Source organism: Nocardioides marmoraquaticus (assembly GCF_054777915.1).
This window is the reverse complement of sequence record NZ_BAAHAA010000004.1, coordinates 135,105-150,070: the sequence shown is the minus strand read 5'-3', so window position 1 is coordinate 150,070 and position 14,966 is coordinate 135,105. Positions and strand designations below refer to the sequence as shown.

The 14,966-nt window shown below is 74.9% G+C and carries 13 protein-coding genes; 2 read left to right on the top strand and 11 right to left on the bottom strand.

What is annotated here, in order from left to right; translation table 11 throughout:
- Positions 1-331 precede the first annotated feature (331 nt).
- Positions 332-1,105: a lysophospholipid acyltransferase family protein gene (locus tag ACYU8I_RS04660; protein ID WP_460837983.1), complete on the bottom strand. Its 774-nt coding sequence runs from the start codon at positions 1,103-1,105 to the stop codon at positions 332-334.
- Positions 1,106-1,164: 59 nt separating this feature from the next.
- Here ACYU8I_RS04660 and ACYU8I_RS04655 point away from each other — a divergent pair, with 59 nt between their 5' ends.
- A complete protein-coding gene (locus ACYU8I_RS04655; protein ID WP_460837980.1) occupies positions 1,165-2,382 on the top strand; it encodes a pyridoxal phosphate-dependent aminotransferase in 1,218 nt (405 codons plus the stop codon).
- Between the two features lie 15 nt (positions 2,383-2,397).
- Positions 2,398-3,036 (top strand): GNAT family N-acetyltransferase, encoded by a 639-nt coding sequence (locus ACYU8I_RS04650; protein WP_460837978.1) that lies wholly within the window; start codon positions 2,398-2,400, stop codon positions 3,034-3,036.
- Here the strand turns inward: ACYU8I_RS04650 and ACYU8I_RS04645 are convergent.
- The 10 genes from ACYU8I_RS04645 to ACYU8I_RS04600 all read right to left on the bottom strand — a co-directional run bounded on the left by ACYU8I_RS04645 (position 3,033) and on the right by ACYU8I_RS04600 (position 14,900).
- Positions 3,033-3,515 (bottom strand): SRPBCC family protein, encoded by a 483-nt coding sequence (locus ACYU8I_RS04645; RefSeq protein ID WP_460837976.1) that lies wholly within the window; start codon positions 3,513-3,515, stop codon positions 3,033-3,035. The two genes, ACYU8I_RS04650 and ACYU8I_RS04645, sit on opposite strands and share 4 nt — an antisense overlap.
- A 19-nt stretch (positions 3,516-3,534) precedes the next feature.
- Positions 3,535-4,656: an N-acetylmuramoyl-L-alanine amidase gene (locus tag ACYU8I_RS04640; RefSeq protein WP_460837975.1), complete on the bottom strand. Its 1,122-nt coding sequence runs from the start codon at positions 4,654-4,656 to the stop codon at positions 3,535-3,537.
- An 83-nt stretch (positions 4,657-4,739) separates the two neighbouring features.
- Positions 4,740-5,066 carry a thioredoxin gene (gene trxA, locus ACYU8I_RS04635; RefSeq protein ID WP_460837973.1) on the bottom strand — a complete coding sequence of 109 codons (327 nt, stop codon included), beginning with the start codon at positions 5,064-5,066 and terminating at the stop codon, positions 4,740-4,742.
- Between the two features lie 63 nt (positions 5,067-5,129).
- Positions 5,130-6,107: a thioredoxin-disulfide reductase gene (gene trxB, locus ACYU8I_RS04630; protein WP_460837971.1), complete on the bottom strand. Its 978-nt coding sequence runs from the start codon at positions 6,105-6,107 to the stop codon at positions 5,130-5,132.
- 96 nt (positions 6,108-6,203) lie between these two features.
- Positions 6,204-7,013 (bottom strand): transglutaminase-like domain-containing protein, encoded by an 810-nt coding sequence (locus ACYU8I_RS04625; protein WP_460837969.1) that lies wholly within the window; start codon positions 7,011-7,013, stop codon positions 6,204-6,206.
- Positions 7,014-7,039: 26 nt separating this feature from the next.
- The gene (locus ACYU8I_RS04620; RefSeq protein ID WP_460837967.1) at positions 7,040-7,864 is read right to left on the bottom strand and encodes a hypothetical protein; all 825 of its coding nucleotides are present in this window, start codon (positions 7,862-7,864) and stop codon (positions 7,040-7,042) included.
- On the bottom strand, positions 7,861-8,526 hold the full coding sequence (sigM, locus tag ACYU8I_RS04615) for an RNA polymerase sigma factor SigM (RefSeq protein WP_460837965.1): 666 nt from the start codon (positions 8,524-8,526) through the stop codon (positions 7,861-7,863). The genes ACYU8I_RS04620 and sigM overlap by 4 nt, the downstream gene beginning before the upstream one ends.
- 55 nt (positions 8,527-8,581) lie before the next feature.
- Positions 8,582-10,654, bottom strand: coding sequence for a protein kinase family protein (locus ACYU8I_RS04610; RefSeq protein ID WP_460837963.1), 2,073 nt, complete (start codon positions 10,652-10,654; stop codon positions 8,582-8,584).
- Positions 10,655-10,782: 128 nt separating this feature from the next.
- Positions 10,783-12,468, bottom strand: coding sequence for a murein biosynthesis integral membrane protein MurJ (gene murJ, locus ACYU8I_RS04605; RefSeq protein WP_460837961.1), 1,686 nt, complete (start codon positions 12,466-12,468; stop codon positions 10,783-10,785).
- Positions 12,465-14,900, bottom strand: coding sequence for a hypothetical protein (locus ACYU8I_RS04600; protein ID WP_460837958.1), 2,436 nt, complete (start codon positions 14,898-14,900; stop codon positions 12,465-12,467). Before ACYU8I_RS04600 ends, murJ begins: the two co-directional genes overlap by 4 nt.
- Positions 14,901-14,966 lie beyond the last annotated feature (66 nt).

Sequence of the window (14,966 nt, the reverse complement as noted above, 5' to 3'; positions counted from 1 at the left end):
TCGCTTTGTCGACATGTCGTTCTGTGGGAGCGATTCTCCCGCGAGTGCGTGGGGGTCGCGTCCGTCCGACCCTGGCTGGTCGAGGTGCCCGGAGCCCCTGGGCGAGGGGTCGCGCCGCCCCTTCGTGGCTCGCTCCGCTCGCACCTCAGGGAGCGGATCGTGGCTCGCTCCGCTCGCACCTCAGGGAGCGGATCGTGGTTCGCTCCGCTCGCACCTCAGGCAGCGGAGTGAGGTCATGAAGCGACCATCTACATGTCGACAAAGCGACGTAGCGACAGGTCGACGAAGCGACAGGTCGACGAAGCGACAGGTCGATGTTCGACGTGAAACGTCAGGCGTCGCGCTCGGCCTGCTTGGCGGCCTTGCGGGCGGCGCGGGCGGCCTTCTCCTCGGCGTCCATCTCGGCGGCGCGGGCGGGGGTGGGGGCGGTGCCGCCGTGGGAGGCGGGGAGCCACCAGCTGCCGGGGGGCTGCTCGTCGGCGGGGTACGCCGCGATCGCCCGCGCGACCAGGTCGCTGAGCCGGGAGTGCAGCTCCAGGGTCTCCGCGGCGGGGTCGGCGCCGGTCGGGTGCATCGGCTCGCCGACCTGGATGCCGATGGTCTTGCCGCGGGAGAAGTCGCGGGGGTGGTGCTTGGTCATCAGCCGCTGGGTGCCCCACAGCGCGACGGGGACCAGGGGGACGCCGGCCTCGGCGGCGATGCGGACGGCGCCCGACTTCAGCTCCTTGACCTCGAAGGAGCGCGAGATGGTGGCCTCGGGGAAGATCCCGACGGCCTCGCCGTCCTCGAGGTAGCGCAGCGCCTCCTCCATCGAGGCCGCGCCCTCGGCGCGGTCGACGGAGATGTGGTGCATCGAGCGCATCACCGGGCCGCCGACGGGGTGGTCGAAGACCTCCCGCTTGGCCATGAAGCGGACCAGGCGTCGCGACGGGTGGGCGGCGAACCCGCCGAGGACGAAGTCGAGGTAGCCGACGTGGTTGAAGGCCAGCAGCACGCCGCCGTCGCGCGGCACGTGCTCGGTGCCGTCCGTCTGGAACCTCAGCCCGAGCGCCTTGAAGGCCACGAGGGCCGTGCGGATGATCGGCGGGTAGGTGAGGTCGCGCATGGCGCGCATCGTCGCACGGCGCGCGCGCCCGGGGGTGGGCACCTGCGAGACTCGTCCCCATGCGACCGATCGTCCAGAGCCGCAAGCTGCAGCACGTCCGGTACGACGTCCGGGGCCCGATCCTGGTGGAGGCCCAGCGGCTGGAGGCCGAGGGACACAAGATCCTCAAGCTCAACATCGGCAACCCGGCGCCGTTCGGCTTCGAGGCCCCCGAGGCGATCGTCGCCGACATGGTGCACAACCTGCCCGAGGCCCAGGGCTACAGCGACAGCCGCGGCATCTACTCGGCCCGCACGGCGGTCGCGCAGTACTACCAGTCGCGCGGGCTGACCGAGACCAGCAACGACGACGTCTTCATCGGCAACGGCGTCTCCGAGCTGATCAGCCTGGTGCTGCAGGCGTTCGTCGACGACGGCAACGAGATCCTGGTGCCGGCGCCCGACTACCCGCTGTGGACGGGGGCGGTGAGCCTGTGCGGCGGGGTGCCGGTGCACTACCGCTGCGACGAGACCAACGGGTGGGACCCCGACCTCGACGACATCGAGTCCAAGATCACCCCGAACACCCAGGCGCTGGTGGTGATCAACCCCAACAACCCCACCGGCGCGGTCTACAGCGAGGAGACGGTCAAGGGCCTGGTCGACATCGCGCGACGCCACGAGCTGGTGCTGATGAGCGACGAGATCTACGAGAAGATCCTCTTCGACGACGCCCAGCACCACCACACGGCGGCGTACGCCGGCGACGACGTGCTGTGCCTGACCTTCTCGGGGCTCTCGAAGGCCTACCGCGTCTGCGGCTACCGCGCCGGGTGGGTGATGGTGTCGGGGCCCAAGCACGTGGCCAGCAGCTTCCTGGAGGGCCTGACCCTGCTCGCCAACATGCGCATGTGCGCCAACGTGCCGGCCCAGCACGCGATCCAGACCGCGCTGGGCGGCTACCAGTCGATCAACGAGTACATCGGGCCCGGCGGCCGCTTCTACGAGCAGTCCACGACCGCGTCACGACTGCTCAACGAGATCGAGGGCGTCAGCTGCGTCGAGCCGCGCGGAGCGCTCTACTGCTTCCCACGGCTCGACCCGGAGGTCTACCCGATCAAGGACGACGAGGCGTTCGTCATCGACCTGCTGCGGGCCAAGAAGATCCTGGTCACCCACGGCACTGGGTTCAACTGGTTCGAGCCCGACCACTTCCGGCTGGTCACGCTGCCCGACCTCGAGACGCTCACCGAGGCCATCGGCCGCATCGGGGAGTTCCTGGCCACCCGCCGGGCCTAGCGGCACCATGGAGCCATGAGCCGCCGCACCGAACGGCTGACCGTCGACCACCTGGCCGCGCTGCCGGCCGGGTCCGACTGCGTGTTCTGGGAGCTCGACCCGGTGCGCCGCCGCGAGGTGCGCGGCCACGAGGCCGAGGAGAAGGCGGCCTGGGTCTCCGAGGTGCTGCGCGAGTGGGGCTCCTGCGGGCGCGTCGTGACGGTCGACGGGGTCGTGGTGGGGCACGCGCTGTGGGCGCCGCCGGCGCACGTGCCCGGCGCGGTCGGCTTCCCGACCTCACCGGTCGGCGAGGACGCCGTGGTGCTGACCGAGACGTACGTCGACCCGGCCCACCGCGGCGGCGGGCTCGGCCGGCTGCTGGTGCAGGGGATGGCCAAGGACCTGGTGCGCGCCGACGTCCGCGCGGTGGAGGCCTTCGGTGGCCCGGCCGGCGACGCCGCGTGCGTGGTGCCGACCGACTTCCTGCTGGCGGTGGGCTTCCGGACCGCCCGGCCCCACCCGGTGCACCCGCGGATGCGGATGGACCTGCGCTCGACGCTGCGTGACCTCGAGCGTGGCCTCGGGCGCAACCTCGGTCGCGCCCGCGACCGGCTGCTCGCCCCGGTGCGCCCCCAGCCGCAGCCGGTGCCGCGCCAGGCGACAGAGCCCGACTAGGAGCCGGTCGCGGCGGCGACGGTCTCGGGGTCGCGGCAGGCCTTGGCGAAGGCGGCGATGCGGGCCCGGATCTCGCGTCCCAGCAGCCGGGTGCCGATCGGGTCGGCGACGGGGGAGAGCCAGGAGGGCTGGGTGCGGAAGGTGTACTTCCATGAGGCCAGCGTGCCGTCGGTGCCGTCGCGGGTCTCGGGGGTGAACCGCCAGCCGCCCCCGAAGGACGCGAAGAACCACGGGCCCGACTCCATCGTCATGCCGACCGAGGTGGGTGGGCGGTAGGAGACGTAGCGGCTGACCATCTTCGGCCCGACGCGGGCGTGGGTCCAGGTGCGGACGCCCACACCCGCTCGGTCGGCGTCGATCAGCCGCTGGGCCTTGATGAACGGGTCCCAGCGCAGCCGCAGCTCGCCCGTGGTCTGGCTGACGGCGAACGCCGCCTCGGGCGCGACCGGCACCCACGCCTCCGCGCTCACCTGCGGCACTGCGTGAGCCTCCCCGACCTCATGAGCTGTAGGCCTCGCGCAGGTCGCGGTAGGTCAGCACGCCGGTGTGGGCGTCGGCGTCGGGAGTGAGGTAGAACCGCTGGATCGCCACCACCAGCCCCTCGGCCAGGGTGTCGCGGAAGGCGGGGTCCTCGAGCTTGACCCGGTCGCCGGGGTGGCTGAGGTAGCCCACGTCGAGGCGCACCGCAGGCATCGCCGTGCCCCGCAGCAGGTCGCCGGCCTTGGCGTGGCTGCGCAGGTCGAGCAGCCCGGAGCGGGCGACGACCTCGCGCTGCACGAGCCCGGCGAAGCGCTCGCCGGCCGACGACCACGACGCCGGGTCGGCGCCGCCGTAGAAGTAGGTGGAGCAGCCGCGGGCCTGGAGGTTCTCGGACCAGTCGAGCGCGAGCGAGCAGAACAGGTTGGCGCGGGTGCGGTTGGCGAAGGCGGCCCGCTCGGCGTCGGGCTGGGGGTGGCGACCGAGCCCGCTGAGGTAGGCCTGGACGCCGATCGCGACCAGGCGCCCCTCGACGCGGCGGGCGAGGTCGGCCAGCACCTCGTCGTGCACGCCCGCGACCTCGGCGGGGACCAGGTCGGGCCGGCCGACGTCGATCACCACGGTGCGGCCCGACAGGTTGGGTCCGACGTCGCGGATGTGCTCGGCATCGCGCAGCGCCCCGGGGGTGCCGCCGCGCACGATCGGCGCGAGCCGGGCCAGCGCCTTGAGCGTGGCCGGGCCGCAGGTGCCGTCGGGCGGCAGGCCGGTGTTGCGCTGGAACTCGGCGAGCGCCGCCTCGGTCTCGGGCCCGAAGTAGCCGTCGACCTGCAGCACGCCGAACCCGAGGTCGAGCAGCCGGCGCTGCAGGGTGGTGACGTCGTCGCCGACGAGCAGGTCGCCGGGCAGGTGGGTCAGGATGCGGTCGCCGAGGCGCCAGCGGGCCTCGTCGAGGCGCCGGAAGGTCTCGTGGCCGACGACCCCGTCGACGATGAGGCCGCGCTGCTGCTGGAAGTCGCGCACCGCGAGCTCGCAGGCCTCGTCGAAGGTGTCGGTCGTGGACTCGAGCAGGCCGAGACGCTGCAGCATCGCCGTCACCTGGGTGACGACGGCACCGGAGTCACCGCGGCGGCAGGGGGCGTCCATCGAGCCGACGATAGACCACGCCGAAGGCCCTCCCGCGTCCGTGACGCGGGAGGGCCTGGCGTGGTGTCGCGAGCCGGTGGGGCTCAGGCGATGAACTCGTCGAGCTCCTTGAGCAGCGCGGCCTTGGGGCGGGCGCCGACGATCTGCTTGACGACCTCGCCGCCCTGGTAGACGTTGAGCGTCGGGATGCCGGTCACGCGGTAGCTGGACGGCGTGACGGGGTTCTCGTCGACGTTCATGGCGACGAACGAGATCTTGTCGCCGTGGGCGGCGTTGAGCTCGTCGAGGATCGGGCTGACCTGGCGGCACGGACCGCACCACTCGGCCCAGAAGTCGACCAGCACGGGCTTGTCGGACTTCAGCACCTCGGACTCGAAGGTGTCGTCAGTGACCTTGGGCAGGTTGCTCATGTGTGCTCCTCGGGGTGTGGCGTGGTGTCTGGTCTGAACAAGGGCGGGGCGCAGCGTGTTCCCTCAGCCCGCGGCACCGACTCCGGCCGCGCCTGCTGGGGTGGAGGCGGCGAAGTCGAGGTCGGCGAGGTAGCGCTCGGTGTCGAGCGCGGCCGCGCAGCCGGTGCCGGCCGCGGTGATGGCCTGGCGGTAGTGGTGGTCGACGAGGTCGCCGCAGGCGAAGACGCCGGGGACGTCGGTCTTGGTGGACGGGTGGTCGACGAGGACGTACCCCTCGTCGTCGAGCCGCACCTGGCCCTTGACCAGCTCGGAGCGCGGGTCGTGGCCGATGGCGATGAACAGGCCGGTCGCGTCGAGCAACCGCGTCTCGCCCGTGGTGGTGTCGCGCAGGGTCACGCCCGTGAGCTTGTCGTCGCCGTGGATCTCGGCCACCTCCGAGCTCCAGGCGAACTCGATCTTGTCGTCGGCGAAGGCGCGCTCCTGCATGATCTTGGAGGCGCGGAGCTCGTCGCGGCGGTGGATCAGCGTCACCTTGGAGCCGAACCGCGACAGGAAGGTCGCCTCCTCGATGGCCGAGTCGCCGCCGCCGACCACGGCGATGTGCTGCTGGCGGAAGAAGAAGCCGTCGCAGGTCGCGCACCAGCTGACGCCGTGGCCGGAGAGCCGGTCCTCGTCGGGCAGGTCGAGCTTGCGGTAGCCCGAGCCCATCGCGAGGATCACCGCGCGGGCGGTGAACTCGCCCTCCTCGGTGCGCACGACCTTGGTCTCGCCGGTCAGGTCGAGGGCGGTGACGTCGTCGGCGACCAGCTCGGCGCCGAAGCGCTCGGCCTGGGCGCGCATCTCGTCCATCAGGGCGGGGCCCTGGATGCCGTCGCGGAAGCCGGGGAAGTTCTCCACCTCGGTGGTGTTCATCAGCGCGCCGCCGGCGGTCACCGAGCCCTCGAAGACGAGCGGCTGCAGGCCGGCGCGGGCGGCGTACACCGCGGCGGTGTAGCCCGCGGGGCCGGAACCCACGATGATGACGTCGCGCTGCTGGCTCACTGGTGCTCCTCGATGAGGTCGGTTCGTGGTGGATCGGTCGTACGGGGGCGTCAACGCATCCTAGGCAGCGGGTGTTCCCGCCGCCCGGCCGCTCGCTCAGCCGAGCGCGACCAGTCGGTCGACGTCGTCGGCGGGCAGGTCGCCGTCGACCACGGCGTCGACCGACATCGAGACCAGGTCGGCCCGGCCCGACTGCACCGTGAGGAACGCCGTGTCGGAGGCGTCGCGACCCGAGGCGATGCGCACCAGCGCCGGACGCGGCGCCAGCGCGGTGGCGTCGACGACCCACCACCGGCCGTCGATCGCGGCCTCGACGACGGCGTGGAAGTCCATCGGCGCGAGGCCGGGGGCGTAGACCGACACCAGGCGGGCCGGCACGTTGCGCGCGCGCAGCATGGCGATGACGAGGTGCGCGAAGTCGCGGCACACGCCCTGGCGGGCCAGCAGCGTCTGCGTGGCGCCGTCGGTGGGCCGGCTGGAGCCGCTGACGTAGTAGAGCTGCGTGCCGACCCACGAGCTGACGGCGTCGAGCAGCGGCTTGCCGTCGAGGTGCTGGAACTGCGCCCACGCCGTCGGGCCGAGCTCGTCGGACTCGGCGTAGCGGCTCGGCCGACGAAAGACGATGTCGTCGACCGGGTCGACCACCGCGGGCGCGGCGCGGCCCGTCACCGTGGCGGCGTACGACAGCACGAGGCGGCCGGGCGGGGCGGTGACGACGTGGAGCCGGCCGGCGTCGGCGACGCGCTGCTCGCGCACCTCGACCGGCGTGCCGTCGACGGTCACCTCGAGGTGCTCGTGCTCGCGCGGCACGTCGTCGGCCACCGCGACCGACCACACCAGCTCGGCGCGCTCGCTCACCTGGAGCTCGACCTGGGCCTGGACACGGCGGGGGGCGGGATCGCTCACCCGTCCAGTATCGGGGGTGGCGCCGGTCAGCGGGCCGGCACGGTGGTCTCGTCGAGCACCCGGCCGAGGCACCCGCGCAGCTCGACGACCTGCTCGTCGCCCCGTGCCTCGCCCACCACGAGGACGGCGGGGTCGCCGTCGAGCGACACCAGGGTGGCGGCACCGCGGTCGGCCGGAGGCACGGCGCAGCCGGAGCCCTCCACGCGGTCGCGCTCGGTGGCGTCCTGCTCGGCGTCGGAGCCGGTCGCCACCTCGCCGTCGCGCACCAGGGCACGGGCGTCGGCGGCGAACCCGGCGGCGGTGAGGTACGGCGCGGGCGTCATGCGGGTGCCGGAGCCGCTGTCGCTGCCACCGTCGCTGCCACCGTCGCTGTCACCCGAGCCGCCGCCCGCGCCGTCGTCGGGCGAGGGTGCGTCGAGCGCCTCCGGCTCGCCGGTGGCGTCACCGTCGTTGCCACCGTCGCTGCCACCGTCGCTGCTGGACTCGTCGGCCGTCGAGCCGGCCGCCGACGAGCCGCCGGCAGCGGAGTCGTTGCTGCCGGTGCCGTCGCCGAGCTGCCGGAGGGCCACCACGGCGCCGCCGGTCGCGAGCACGAGGGCCGCGGCCACCAGCACGGGCGCGAGCCGGCGGCGCAGCGGCAGCACGACAGCGTCGCCGTCCGACGGTCCCGGGGTCGGCCCGGGAGGAGGGTCAGCCGCGGGGTCGGGGTGCCCGGTCACGCGCTCGCGGGAGAGCTCGGCGAGGCGGTCGTCGAGCCGGGCAGCGAGGTCGGCGGGCATCGCGGGCGGGGTGGTGTCGTCGGTGGCGCCGAGGTCGCCGAGCAGGCGACGCACGCGGTCCTGCTCGTTCACGCGGGGTCACCTCCGGTCGGTCGGGCAGCAGGGCGGGTCGCGGGATGGGACGCACCGGGGTCCTCGGGGGTTCCGTGGGGGCCCGCGAGGTCGGGCAGCAGCGCCGCCAGTCTGGCGCGGCCACGGTGGCAGCGGCTCTTGACGGTGCCGGTCGGGACCCCCAGCCGCGCCGCCACCTCGGTCACCGACCACTCCTCGAGGTCGACGAGCACCAGGCAGGTGCGCTGCTCCTCCGGCAGCTCGCGGAGCGCCGCGTGCACCCGGTCGCGCACCTCGGCGGAGAGCACCCGCCGCTCGGGGTCGCCGTCCGGTGTCGTCGGGACCACGAGGTCGGGCCGGTCGTCGAGGTCTTCGGGCAGCGGGTCGGCGCGTCGTACGCCGCTGCGGCGCAGCCGGTCGAGGCAGGCGTTGACGACGATGCGGTGCAGCCAGGTGGTGACCGCCGCGTCACCGCGGAACGAGCCGGCGCGGCGGAAGGCTGAGACCAGGGCGTCCTGCAGGGCGTCGGCCGCCTCCTCGCGGTCGCCGGTGGTGCGGACGGCGACGGCCCACAGCCGGTCGCGGTGGCGGGCGACGAGGGTCGCGAAGGCGTCGGGGTCGCCGTCGACGTGGGCGCGGAGCAGGGCGGCGTCCGTGGGTCCGCCACCGGCCTGAGCGCTCACGCCACCACTGTGGCGCACCACCGGCCCGACCACGACCCCGCGCGCCGGGGACCGGTCAGGAGCGCAGCTGCACCTCGGCGACCTCGCCCTGGTAGCCGTCGGGCGAGGCGGGCAGGGTGGTCAGCCACAGCAGCACGAAGCGGGTGGTCGGGGCGCCCTCGAGCTCGACGGTGGCCCGCTCGCCGGCGCCGTCGGCGTTGCCGACCTGGCGCATGGCGTCCGGGCCGGTGGGCGCAGCGGTGACGCCCTCGGGGGCGGCGTACACCGAGAAGCCGGTGCCGGCCTGGCCGAAGCGTGCCGTGAGCGAGCCGACCTGCTGGTCGGAGCCGAGGTCGAGCATCAGGCCGACGCCCGGCTTCAGGCCGCCGAGGTCGGGACGGTTGTAGTAGGTGACCGTCGTCCACGACGTGGCGGGGTCGCCGTCGATGACGTTGCCGACGGTGTCGGGGTTCTCCTCGCCGTTGCCCGCGGGCGGCGGGTCGACGTCGGTGACGGCCTGGATCCGCACCGGTTGGGCGGAGGCGGAGGCCGACGGGGACTCCTCACCGCCGTCGTCACCGCCCACCAGGGGCAGGCTCCCGCCGCGGCCGAGGGAGAACGCCACCACGACCGCGAGACCGGTCACCAGCAGCAGCCCGACCGCGACCGCGGTGCGCAGCCAGCCGCGCCCCTCGTGGTGGTCCTGGGTGGCCGGCCGGGGCTCGTCGTCGCGCTCGTAGGGCCAGGACTCCGGGCCCCCGGCTCCCGCACCGCCGTGGGTGCCGGTGGTGGTCGTGCCGGTGGTGCTCGTGCCGGTGGTGGTCGTGCCGGCGGCGGCCTGCTCGCCGGTGCCCCAGGCGGGAGCGGTGGCGGCGGCCGCCGTGGGCACGCGCCGTCGCAACTCGGAGAACAGCGGCCGCTCGGGGGAGTCGAGGAACGGCGGCGGTGGCGGGGGCTCTACGCGGGCGGCCTGCTCGTCGCCCGGTCCTGGGTCGCCCTGGGTGTCGGTGGCTTGGGTGCCGGTGGCCGGGGCGTCGGTGGCCGGGGCGTCGCTGGCGGGGACGGCGGGCACCGCGGCCTGGGTGGCCTCGAGCTCGCCGGTGTCGACGCCGACCACGGTCTGCGTGGTCTCGGGGTCATCAGGGTCGCCGGGGTCGCCGGGGTCACTGGAGTCGCCGGGGTCGTCGGGGTCGGGGACGGCACCCCCGGCCGCCTGGTCGTACGCCGCTGCGGCCGCGGCGCCGGGCGCCCGGCGGCGGGCCTCCTCGGCGAGCGCGGCCCGCGAGATGACGGCGGTCGGCTCCTCCTGGAGGTCGTCGGGGCCGTCGATCGCGACCCGGCCGGGGTGCTGGCCACCCCGGTCGGTGACGTCGGCGAGCGTCGCCGCCAGCTCGTGGGCGCTCTCGATGGGCAGCTCGTGGCGGGCGCCGTCGCGGTGCAGCACCCGCTCGCAGATCGCGTCGAGCGCCCGCGGGACGCCGGCGCGGACCTGGCGCGGCCGCAGCGGACGCCCGGCGTCGAGCGGGGCCGGCGGCACCGACGACTCGGCCACGCCGGGCCAGCGGCCGGTGAGCGCGGCGTACAGCACCCCGGCGACGTCGATGACGTCGGCCTCGCGGGCGTCGAGCTCGCCGTAGACCGGGCTGGTCGGCGGGTCGCGGTGCAGCGAGGCGTCGACGACGTAGCCGATGAGCTTGACCGACCCGGAGTGGGTGACCAGGACGGCCTCGGGGTTGAGCCGGCCGTGGGCGACGCCCTGGGCGTGGCCCGCGGCGATCGCGTCGGCCACCTCCTGGGCCAGCCACGCGGCCCGGGTCGGGGCGAGCGGGCCCCGCTCGAGCATGAGGTCGAGCGAGAGGCCCTCGCCCCACTCGTGCACCACCCAGCAGACCGGGCCCTCCTCGGCGCAGTCGAGCACGCGCAGCAGGTGGGCGTCGTTGACGGTGGCCGAGAGCCGCGCGGCGTCGAGCATCAGGGGAGCGCGGTCGTCGTCGCTGCCGACCGCGTGCACCGCCACGCTGCGGGCCAGCACGGTGTCGGTAGCGCGCCAGAACCACGCCCCCGAGCTCTCGACGAGCAGGTCCTCGAGCCGGTAGCGCCCGGCGAGCACGGTGCCGGGTCCGACGGATCCGGCGCTCGTGCTGGTCACGGTGCTCCTCGCGGGCACCGGGCAGGCGCCCCTCGGGGACATGGGCGAGGTCCACTGTAGGCCCCCGGGCCGAACCGCGCGGGTGGTCCGTGAGGCCTGTGGGGCGCGTGGGGGGCCGGTGCTGTGCGTCAGCGACCGGGCCGCAGCCGCCTCGTGACCAGGCTCACGACCTCCTCGACCTCAGCCAGCCGCAGCACGCGGGCGGTGCCCAGGTAGGCCAGGCCGAAGGCGGCGCCCACCAGCACCAGCTCGAGCAGGGCCTGGGCCTTGGTGCGGTCGGCGGCGTCGGCCGGCAGCATCGTCAGGACCCCCAGCCGCGCCGCCCAGCCGACGAGGGCGGCGACGCCCACCGCGAGCGCGAGCCGGACCAGGAAGCGCACCAGGTGGCGCAGCGCCACGTCGCCGACCGTGCGCCTCAGCACGGCCCACGAGACCGCGACGCCGACGGCGTAGGCCAGCACGTAGGCCGTGACCAGGCGGGGGGCCGTGTCGGCCGGGCTCGCACCGCGCACCAGCACCACGGCGGCGCCGACGTTGACGGTGGCGATGACGCACTGGATCCAGAAGACCCGGCGGGTCTGCTCCATGGCGTAGAAGCCGCGCAGCGCGAGGTAGTGGGCGGTGAACAGCACCACGCCGATGCCGAACAGCGCCATCGTCGGGGCGAACGACGCGTACGACGCGCCGCCCGCGCCCCAGTCGAAGAGCACCTGGGCCAGCGCCAGCGACGTCAGCGCCAGCAGCACCGCCGCCGGTACCACCAGCGCGAGGGCCGAGCGCAGCGTCTTGCTGACCTGCCGGCCGAGCGCGGCGAGCTCGCCCTGGGCGGCGTATGACGACAGCAGCGGGAGCACCGCGGTGGCCAGCGAGACCGTGATGATCGAGTGGGGGACCATCGTGATGAGGAAGCTGTTGGAGTAGACGGTGTAGCCGGTGCCGCCGCCGCTGCCCTCGAGCGCCGCGGCGGCCGTGCCGGAGCTGGCCAGCCGCACGACCACGGTGTAGGCGACCTGGTTGACCAGGACGAAGAGCAGCGTCCAGACGCCGAGGCGCAGGGTGTGGCCGAGCCCGGTGCCACGGAGGTCGAGGCGCGGGCGGAACCGGACGCCGGCCGCGCGCAGGTAGGGCACCAGCACCAGCAGCTGCACGACGATGCCGAGGGTCGAGCCCAGGCCGAGCAGCGCCTCCTGGCCGGGGTCGAAGGCCGACGACAGCTCCGAGCGCGGGACGGGCCCGTGGGCGACGAGGTAGACGACGAGCACGAGCACCGCGACCACGTTGTTGGCGATCGGTGCCCACATCATCGGACCGAAGCGGCGGCGGGCGTTGAGCACCTGCCCGACCAGCACGAACATGCCGTAGAAGAACACCTGCGGCAGGCAGTAGCGGGCGAACGCGACCACGCTCTCGCGCTGCTCGGCCAGCTCGGGGCCGTCGTAGCGGCCGTCGAGGTAGAGCCCCATCAGCCATGGCGCGCCGATCACGAGCAGCACCGTCACCACGCCGAGGAAGAGCGCCGCCAGCGTCATGACGCGGTTGACGTAGGCCTCGCCGCCGTCGGGGTCGTTGCGCATCGAGCGCACCAGCTGCGGCACGAGCACGGCGTTGATGACGCCGCCCGCCAGCAGGATGTAGAGCATGTTGGGGACGGTGTTGGCGATGGTGAACTGGTCGGCGTGCAGGCCGGCCCCCAGCGCGGCCACCAGCAGCACGCCGCGCACGTAGCCGCTGGCCTTCGACACCACGGTGCCCGCGGCCATCACCGCGCTGCTGCTCAGCAGCGAGCGCGCCTCGCGCTCGTCGTCGCTGCTCACGCGCCCTCCTCCCGGGCCTGCGTGGCGCGGGTTCGCAGCCGGCGGCCGTCGCGCATCCGCAGCCACAGCCGACGCAGCAGGGTCACCAGGAACAGGGCGGCACCGCCGGCCATGACGTACCAGACGGTGCGGCCGACCTGGCTGGTGCGCAGCACGAAGTCGAAGGGGGTGCCGGCCGGCTCGCCGCCGGCGGTGACCGGGACGAGGCCCACGTCGTGCACGCCCTGGTCGCTGCTGACCGGGACCCGCACGGTGCCGCGCTGCTCCGGACCCAGCGCGAGCGGCTCGACCGGGCCGACCTCCACCCCGGCGTCGGCCCGGGCGCCGATGCCCACCGTGACCGGCTGCGACAGGCCGTTGACGACCGTGATGGTCACCGTGCCGCTGCCGCTGGAGAGGGTGAAGAAGTCGGTGCCGAGGATGCTGACCCGCGACAGGTCGTCCTGCAGCGTGCGGGTCAGTCCGGTCGCCGAGTCGAGGGCACGCCGCGGCCGGGCGCGGGCGCCGTACGACACCGTCTGCAGCGCGGCGCCGTCGACCCGCGGCAGCACGTCGTTGTCGTTGGCGAGCAGGTCGTGCAGCACGCCCCCGCTGCGGGCCAGCTCGCGGGCGGCCGCGACCGCCGTCGCCGACACCTCGCGGGTGGCGGTCGAGCGGGGGTAGGACAGCGCGTCGTCGACGCTCTCGTCACTCGTGGGCGGCGCCTCCCAGCGCAGCCACGGCACGTCGAGGGCGTCGAAGAAGTCGGAGGACGCCCAGTCGGCGCCCGGGTCCCAGCCCGACGGGAGTGCCACCACCAGGGGTCGGGGGTCGGTGCCGGCGTCGCTCGCGGTTGTGCTCTCGAGCCAGGTCTCCGCGACCAGGCGCTGGCGCAGCGCGAGCGGGTCGAGCGCCGGGGTGGGCTCCGGTCCGCCGCGCCCGACGCGCGCGTCGGCGAGCAGCAGGTCGCGGTCGTCGACGCGGCCGCTGACCGGGCCGTCGAGGTCGCCCCGGTCGCTGGCGAGCAGGCCGACGTCGGTCGGGACGTCGTCGAGCACGGTGGGGTCGATGCGCCCCGTCGGCGGTGCGAGGACGGGGCGGCCCTCGAGACCACGCACGTCGAGCGTGGCCCGGGTCTGCGCCACCGCCCGGTCGAGCATGCCGGGCGCGGTGCGGGCGAGCGCCATCGCGTCGGCGTCGGCGTAGGGCAGCGCGAGCACGCTGCCGTCGTCGAGCTGACCGAGCAGCCGGTCGAGCAGGGCCCGGGCGGCAGCGGCCGCCGCCTGGTCGGGCACGCCGCTGTCACCGAGGTCGTCGGTGGCCTCCGGGTCGTCGGGAGCCGGCTGCTGGGCGAGGACGTCGTCGTCGGGCGGGTCCTGGACCGACGGCGAGCCGCTGGGCGAGCCGCTGCCCGACCCGCTGGGCGAGGCGGTGGCGCTCCCGGAGGGCGCGTCGGAGGGGCTGCCCGCGGAGCTGCCCGAGGAGCTGTCCGGTTCGCTCGGCGACGGCTCCGCGGGGCCGCTCACCCGCTCCCGGGGGCCGAGCGACAGCGGCGGGTTGCCCTGCCCGAGGTCGGAGAGCGCGTCGATGACACCGGGGTCGAGCAGCCAGCCGAGCGGGCGGTCGTCGGCGGTGGCGGCGAAGCGCGAGATCCGGTCGAGCCGTCCGTCGACCCCGCTGACCTCGACCCAGCGGGCGGGGTCGAGGAGGCTGCCGTCGGACCCCCGCAGCGCGGTCTCGCGCAGCGGCAGCACCAGGGAGACCGGCACGGCGTCGGCGGCGGCCTGCCGCTGGTCGGCCGCCGCGGTGGTGCCGCCGTCGCGCTCGACGGTCACGCCGCGGCCGGAGGTGGACGCGGCCGTCTCCGGCAGCACCGGGACGAACGTCCGGGCCCGGCCGTCGGCGACGCCGTCGCGGCCCTGCGAGCTGGTGCCGAGGGCGTGGGCGCCGACCCAGTAGACCCCGGGCGCGGACGCGGGGGGCAGCTCCGTGCGCGGCACCGTGAGCCGGAAGTCGAGCTCCTCGCCCGGCACCAGGTCGCCCACCCCCACGAACGTGCCCGGGGCGTCGAGGCGGCTGCCGACCGTCGTCTCCTCGGGGGTGTCGGCGGCGAGGCCGAGCTCGGCGCGCGAGGTGATCGGGGCGTCGCCGACGAAGGGCGCGACGTTGACGTCGGTCCAGACCTCGTCGGAGTCGTTGCGCACCGACCCGGCGAGCACCAGGGACCCGCGCGGCTGCACGACGGCCGGGCTCATGGCGCTCAGCCGCACCGTCAGCGGCGTCGCCTCGGCGTCGTCGTCGGGTGCCACGGCGGCGCCGGCCGGCTGGTTCGCGAGCGGGGCGACGAGCAGGCCGCCGACCACCCCCAGCAGCAGCACCGCGCGGGCGACCGCCGTCCGGAGCGCGGGTGCCGAGGGTCCCGACCGCGGGGTCAGGCCTCGGGCACGCATCACCCCGGGATGCTACCGACGCCCCCGAGCGCTGCGGCCCCGCGACGCGGCCGTGCCGCAGGGCGGGTC

What these genes read in the sequence shown, in the direction of transcription:
- ACYU8I_RS04660 (WP_460837983.1), bottom strand. Translation starts at nt 1,105, where the DNA reads ATGCGCGACCTCACCTACCCGCCGATCATCCGCACGGCCCTCGTGGCC.
- ACYU8I_RS04655 (WP_460837980.1), top strand. Translation starts at nt 1,165, where the DNA reads ATGCGACCGATCGTCCAGAGCCGCAAGCTGCAGCACGTCCGGTACGAC.
- ACYU8I_RS04650 (WP_460837978.1), top strand. Translation starts at nt 2,398, where the DNA reads ATGAGCCGCCGCACCGAACGGCTGACCGTCGACCACCTGGCCGCGCTG.
- ACYU8I_RS04640 (WP_460837975.1), bottom strand. Translation starts at nt 4,656, where the DNA reads ATGGACGCCCCCTGCCGCCGCGGTGACTCCGGTGCCGTCGTCACCCAG.
- trxA (WP_460837973.1), bottom strand. Translation starts at nt 5,066, where the DNA reads ATGAGCAACCTGCCCAAGGTCACTGACGACACCTTCGAGTCCGAGGTG.